Here is a 6,064-nt window from a genome sequence, read left to right on the forward strand (position 1 = left end):
CCGGGTCGTCGGCGGCGGCGGACGCGGGCGACGGCGCGAACGGAACCGCCCTGGACGGCGCCGACCCGGCGCAGGCGATCCTGCCGCCGCGCCCACCCAAGGAGAGCCGGGTGATCGCGGTCAGCGTGCCCGCCGGGCGTGAGGGCCGCCGGCTGCGCGGCGAGAAGGGCGATGGCGACCGGAGCGCCCGGGAGTTCGCCGGCCGGCCGGGGGAGCACGAGTTCGCCCTGCTGGCCCGGATCGCCGCCGGCCCGGATCGCCGGCCGCTGTTCATCCTCGCGGGCCAGACCGCGACCGCGAACCTCGCCGCCGCCTACTACCTGCGCAGCCGCGCCGACGAACTGACGGCCGAGTTCTCCAACAAGCCGTCGTTCTGCCTGATCCTGCGGGTCGAGGCCGCCACGGTCTACGGCCACGAGCTGGTCGAGCGCGAGGCCGACATCAGCGCCGCCATCGTCCCTCCGAGCCACTAGGACGAGCCCGGACCGCCCGAGCTCAGGCGGCCTGGGCTCGGGCGTCGAGGGCGGCCCGCGGGCACTATGCTGTCGGGCGGGACGAGTCGGCCGGGCGGTCGCGTCGGGGCCGGCGTCAGCCGGCACCCGCCGAGGAAAGTCCGGACTCCGCAGGGCGGGGTGGTGGGTAACGCCCACCCGGGGTGACCCGCGGGAAAGTGCCACAGAAAGCAGACCGCCGGTGCCCGGCGCCGCGAGGCGGCAGGCACCGGTAAGGGTGAAACGGTGCGGTAAGAGCGCACCAGCGCCCGGGGTGACCCGGGCGGCTTGGTAAACCCCACCCGGAGCAAGGTCAAAAGGCGTCCGGCCGCGAGGTCGGCGCTGCGTGGGCGTTCGAGGGCGGCCCGCCCAAGTCCACGGGTAGACCGCACGAGGCCGTCGGCAACGGCGGCCCCAGAGAGATGACCGCTGCCGGCGCGCCGCGAGGCGCCCGGCACAGAATCCGGCTTACAGGCCGACTCGTCCCCAAAACCCTTGTGGCACAGGCACTTTGCTCTCGTGATCATGGCCCTGGGCCGTTTCTGGGCCGTTTCGTTTTCGAGAGGCGCCTGGCGATCTTGCCTGCGGCGGCCCCGTTTCGCCGGGCCGACGGTGACTATGGGTAGTCGAGGTGGCGGGGCGCGGCCGGGGCCGAGTCGGGCCTGGGCGGCCGTGGCGCTCTCGCGGGCATGGATCAGGGAGCGGTGGCGGGGTCCAAAGCACGCGGAAGTCGGCCGTCCCTGGAGCAGCCCAGGGCGCCCACGACGGCGGTCGGGCCTGGCTCTTGTGCTCGCCGGCCGATCGTGCCTCTGGCACCCTCTCAACGACCCGCGCGGCTGGCTTCCGCACCGGGTTGATCCCCGTCGCGTTGGTCGCGGCTCGGACATCGCGCGGCCCGTGGGGCGGCCATTGGTATGCCGACCAGGCATCTCTGGCGGGACGCGGCGGTGGCATCGCCGAGGACATCGCCGCAGGCATCGTCAGAGACATCGCGCATCGTCAGAGCCATCGCGGTGGTCATCTGACCGTAGTTCGGAGGCCAGGCCGCACAGGACGTGCGGAATGTGGCCCGGCCTGTGGAGCGTTTCCGGCGCCCTGGTCGCTCGTCGGACGGTGGTGATCGCTCCTCCGCGGGTTGGAGAGGGCCTTCACCTGCGCACCAGCGACCAGCACGTGCCATCCAGCGTCCAAAGCGCTGGACGGTCACCGGCGAGGGTGGCCAGACGGCCTCGCCGGGCTTGCCGTTAGTGATCACGGCCGGTGCCGGCCAGCCACGCGGGGCGCTGGAAATCGCTGGCGGCCGGCCTGTCCTGGGATCGGCCCATGAGCTGTGGCGCCCAACAAGAACATTCTCGGCACCACAGCATCTGGGATCACGGCCGAACGCCCCACAGGTCATGACCCGCCGCCCGGCCCCAACGCGGTCACCACCTGGATCTGACCACCCCAGCGCGGCCCTCCGCGCTGGGACACGCCGCGATCAGCGATCACCATGTTTTCCCTTAGGCGGTGGACTGCTCCTGGGCGGTCTTATCGGCGGGAGTGGCCCCGAGCACCCCGTCCACGGCGGCCCGGGTGCCTTCCTCGTCGTCGGGCCAGAGGTGGCCGTAGGTGTCCAGCGTCTCGACGGCGCTCTTGTGGCCGAGGCGGGCCTGGACGACCTTGACGCTCTCGCCTGCGTGGATCAGGAGGCTGGCGTAGAAGTGCCGGAGCTCGTGGAAGTCGACCTTCCCCGCGAGCCGGTCGGCCACCGCGTCGGTCGCATCCGCGGCCGCGGTGCTGCCCTTCGCGCGTTCGTCTGCGGCCTGCGTGCGTAGCGCGCGCTCAGCGGCCTTGACGGTCCGCTTCCACACGGAGTCGATGAACCGGTTCCGGCGCATGATCCCGCCATCGGGGCCGGGGTAGAGCAGACGAACCCTGGATCGCTTCGCGGGCGCGCCGGCGGCGCGTTCGGTGTACTCGTCGACCTCGACGATCGCCGGTGGAAACGTCGTGACGTGCCGGCTGAGGGCTTGACCGACGACGTCTGGCAGGGGGATCGACCGTTCCGACGCCTCCCGCTTGACCGGTCGGAGGTAGGGCCCGCCCTTGTTCAGCGTCTGCGCCTGCCGGTCGACCCGGATCCGCCGCCGGCGCCCGAGGAACTCCACCCGGTCCAGCGTGAGGCCGAGGATCTCGCCCTCCCGCATGCCCATGCCGGCGGCGACGACGAACGCGGACCGCCACCGCTCGGGGGCGGCGGCGATGAGCGCTTCGACGGCGAGCGTCGGGAGCGGGTCCACCCTGGTCTGGGTGATCGGCGGCAGGTTGATGTTCACGCAGGGGGTCTGCCTGATGACCCCGTCTACGGCCGCGGCCTTGAGGATCGTGGCGAGGAAGCCGTACACCCGGTGAAGGGTGCGCGGCGCCAGCAGCTTCGACCGCCCGGCGACCCAGGTGACGACGGCCCGCCGCTGGATCTGGCCGACCTGCCGGTCGCCGAACGCCGGCAGGATGTGGTTCCGCAGATCCGAGTCGAGCGTCTCGGCGGTGCTTGGGGCGTGCTGGACCTGCGCGGGCAGCCAGTCCTGCGCGACATAGTCGCGGAACAGTTGTCTGCCCTTGTCCGGATCGATGTAGGCGCCGCGGAGCAGGTCCGTCTCGACGGTGGACGCGAACTGGTCGGCGGCAGCCCTGGTACGAAACGTCGGGTACTTCGTGTTGCCCTGGTCATCGACGTACTCGACCTGCCACCGGTCGCCCTTGCCGTAGCGGGCGGACTTCACTCGCTCTCCGCCGGTCCCCTTCTTGGCGTTGTACCAGCGGTCCTTGACGCGGGCCATCAGGAATGCTCCCCGGCCCCGAGCGCTGCCCGCGAGGGCTGGGTCATCGCCGGCCGCAGGTCGTCGCCCAGTTGGACGAACCACCTGGCCACCGAGCCGCGGACCAGGCCGAGCGAACCTGCGCGTATTTCCACGTAGAAAATTCTGGCCCAGCATGACGAAGAAGGCAAACGCGATATGCGACACCATTCTCTAAGTTGAGCAAGAACGATGACTATTGCTTAACTTCGCCAAGGATCGACTGTCGATGGCAGATTACGTGCAGTTCTTGGCGCAAGCTTGAATGGTGCTGGGAAGCATGTCCTTATCGCCCCAGCTGGCTGGCGTGACTGTCAGACCAGCGCTTACGGCTCCGGGCGGATCGACCTGCGACGTAATTTTCGGGCGGAATCTTGATCTTGCTGTATCCCTGCGTGGGCGCGGCGGAACACGGCGTAGATCGGTGGGGACCCGGCGCTGCCATCGCCCGGGGCATCGCCGGGAACCGGCGCACCGGCCACGTCCGCCGCTGTCCCCGTCGCGGCGCTCGCCGAGGACACCGCGAGGCCGGTGGCGCCCGCGGTTCCGGTGCAGCTCGTTCCCGAGCGGCCGAGCGCCGTGGTGCTTGATGGGTCGTTGGTGGAGCGCATATGTGGTGGCCGCCCTGACCACGAGCGCCGGCGTGTTCGCCGAGGTGTCGGTAGACGGCGGCTTGGTCGACCGACACGCTACGGCGATCGCGCGACGGTGATGCGCCTGCTATTTCTGGGCTGGTGTCAGTGCGTGGCCGATGTTGTAGAGGTCCACCTGGTGTGCGTGCGGTCCGGTGATCGCGATGACGAGGTCGGGGGTCTCCTGCCAGGTGATCGTGTCTGTGCCGTCGGCGCCTGTGATCAGCTGTGCTTCTTTGCCTCCGTGGGTGGTGGTCGGTGAGCCCGTGGCGCCAGGTGGTGTGCCGGAGCTCCCTCGGCTGGCCGTGATCTGGATGGTGGTGCCGGAGCTGTCGCGGTAGGTGCTGGTCGTGCGGGTGACGCCCTGGCTGGTCTGTGTGGTGGGGGCCGCGGTGGGGCGGAAGCCGGGGGGTAGATAGGTGACGGCGAGCCCTTCGATGGTTCCGCCGGGCGGGGTGGTCGGGTCGGCGAGGCCGGTGCCGTCGAGGGGTCCGGTGTAGATGGCCTTGCCGTCGTGTTCGACGGTCAGGGTGACGTTCGCCAGGGTCGCGGACGGCGGCATTATCGTCGCGCGCCAGGGGCCGGTGGGGCTGTGTCCGTCGGAGTAGCTGTCGAAGGAGGTGCTGGTGAAGCTGCGAACGGTGGCGTCTGGCTGGGCGAGTGCCAGTCCCAGGACGCCGTCGTGGAGGGTGGGGTCCTGGGTGTAGGGGTCGCTGCGGTAGGTCACGGTGGCGGGGAGATGCCGGGTCAGCAGGCTGACCTGGGTGGCGTCGGTGTGTGGGGCGGGGCGGTCTTCGCGCAGAACCAGCTCGCCGACGGCCGTCGAGGCGTCGGGGGCTGGTTGTGGCACAAGCCGGTAGGGGCCGGTCAGGATCCCCAGACGCAGCTGGCCCGAGGCGTCGGCTCCCTGGAGCACCGCCACCGCGCCGACGATCTCGGAGTAGTCGGCGTAGAGGACCCGGACGCCGGTGTGGGCTCCCCGCGGGGCCTGGGGAATGACGGAGGTCGAACGGTCCCACAGGGCGGTCGCCTGCTGCCGGAAGCCATCGTCCTCGGCGTACCTGCCCCGTGGCTCCCATTCGAGACCGACACCGCCGGAGGGAGAACCGGGACCACCGGCGGCGTAGGGAGATGAGGACAGCACCGTCTGGTCCTTGCCGCCAGCTGACAGGGTCAGGATGGCGGCGAGCGCCACCGACGCTACCGACGCCACCAGGGCGGCGGCGCCGATCAGCACGCCGAGTCTGCGCCGTCGCCGCAGGCGTCGACCTCGTGCCAACACGGTGCGGACACGTAGTGGATCGTCGGCCCCGAGAGACGCCAGTGACCGCAACGCATCCTTGATCCTCTGGTCGGAGTCCGCGTCGGGGACCATCATGTGTTCATCTCCATTTCCCCGGACCGGGCATGGGGGGCGGTTGGAAGGACGGGCACCGACTCGGGGCCGAGCGCGGCACGGAGCTTGGCCAGCCCGCGGGCCGTCTGGCTCTTGACCGTCCCGACACCACAGCCCATGATCTGCGCGACCTCGCTCTCGGGAAGGTCGTCGTAGTACCGGAGGACCACCGCGATTCGTTGCCGTTCGGGTAGGGCCCGCAGCGCGCGTCGGAGGAGTTCGCGGTTGTCGATCTGTGGTTCGGTCGAGGGCAAAGAGCGGTGCGGTGGCTCGGCTGTCAGGACCTCGCGGCGGCCGAGTCGCCGCCACCATCCCCGCCGGGCGTTGACCATCACGGTGCGGACATAGCCCTCAGGGCTGTCACCAAGGCGGACGGTCGACCACCGCACGAACGCCGTGACCAGCGCGTCCTGGAGCAGATCCTCCGCGGCGGCGTTGTCACCTGTCAGCAGGAACGCCGTGCGGTGCAACCGCGGACCGGCCTCGGCGACCAGCCGCAGGAAGTCACCCGGGTCAGGTTCATGCATCACTCGATCGTCCTCACACCCACTCAAGCCCCCGGAGCCTCGAAAGGTTGCACGCCGGCGGGGACTGGGCCGGGCGAGGCGTCAAAGAGGGCTACGCGGCCCCATACGCCACCGGGGTGGGGGGGGGGGGGGGGGGGGCCGGCGGCGGCCCCGCCCCCCCCCGCCCCCCCCACCCCGA

Annotated in this window: 4 protein-coding genes, 1 other RNA gene and 1 pseudogene; 2 read left to right on the forward strand and 4 right to left on the reverse strand. The window is 70.8% G+C overall.

Annotated elements, in window-relative coordinates; all coding sequences use genetic code 11:
- Both I6A81_RS38245 and rnpB read left to right on the forward strand, forming a co-directional pair.
- Nucleotides 1–473 (forward strand): annotated as a pseudogene (locus tag I6A81_RS38245) (hypothetical protein); the annotation flags it as partial.
- 82 nt (nt 474–555) lie between these two features.
- Nucleotides 556–978, forward strand: an RNA gene (gene rnpB / locus I6A81_RS38250) — RNase P RNA component class A.
- 1,015 nt (nt 979–1,993) lie between these two features.
- On the opposite strand, the gene I6A81_RS38255 is transcribed toward rnpB, so the two are convergent.
- The 4 genes from I6A81_RS38255 to I6A81_RS38265 form a co-directional block, all read right to left on the reverse strand.
- Entirely contained in the window at nt 1,994–3,313 is a 1,320-nt protein-coding gene (locus I6A81_RS38255) for a tyrosine-type recombinase/integrase (protein ID WP_203001928.1), read from the reverse strand.
- Nucleotides 3,313–3,447 (reverse strand): hypothetical protein, encoded by a 135-nt coding sequence (locus I6A81_RS45265; protein ID WP_285222846.1) that lies wholly within the window; start codon nt 3,445–3,447, stop codon nt 3,313–3,315. The genes I6A81_RS38255 and I6A81_RS45265 overlap by 1 nt, the downstream gene beginning before the upstream one ends.
- Nucleotides 3,448–4,051: 604 nt before the next feature.
- Complete coding sequence (locus tag I6A81_RS38260) at nt 4,052–5,200, reverse strand: hypothetical protein (RefSeq protein WP_203001927.1); 1,149 nt, start codon at nt 5,198–5,200, stop codon at nt 4,052–4,054.
- Between the two features lie 137 nt (nt 5,201–5,337).
- Complete coding sequence (locus I6A81_RS38265; RefSeq protein WP_203001926.1) at nt 5,338–5,886, reverse strand: SigE family RNA polymerase sigma factor; 549 nt, start codon at nt 5,884–5,886, stop codon at nt 5,338–5,340.
- Nucleotides 5,887–6,064 lie beyond the last annotated feature (178 nt).

This window comes from Frankia nepalensis (assembly GCF_016786325.1).
GTDB lineage: Bacteria > Actinomycetota > Actinomycetes > Frankiales > Frankiaceae > Pseudofrankia > Pseudofrankia nepalensis.

Excerpts from the sequence above, each read along its gene's own strand:
- I6A81_RS38255 (WP_203001928.1), bottom strand. The coding sequence starts at position 3,313 with ATGGCCCGCGTCAAGGACCGCTGGTACAACGCCAAGAAGGGGACCGGC.
- I6A81_RS38265 (WP_203001926.1), bottom strand. The coding sequence starts at position 5,886 with ATGCATGAACCTGACCCGGGTGACTTCCTGCGGCTGGTCGCCGAGGCC.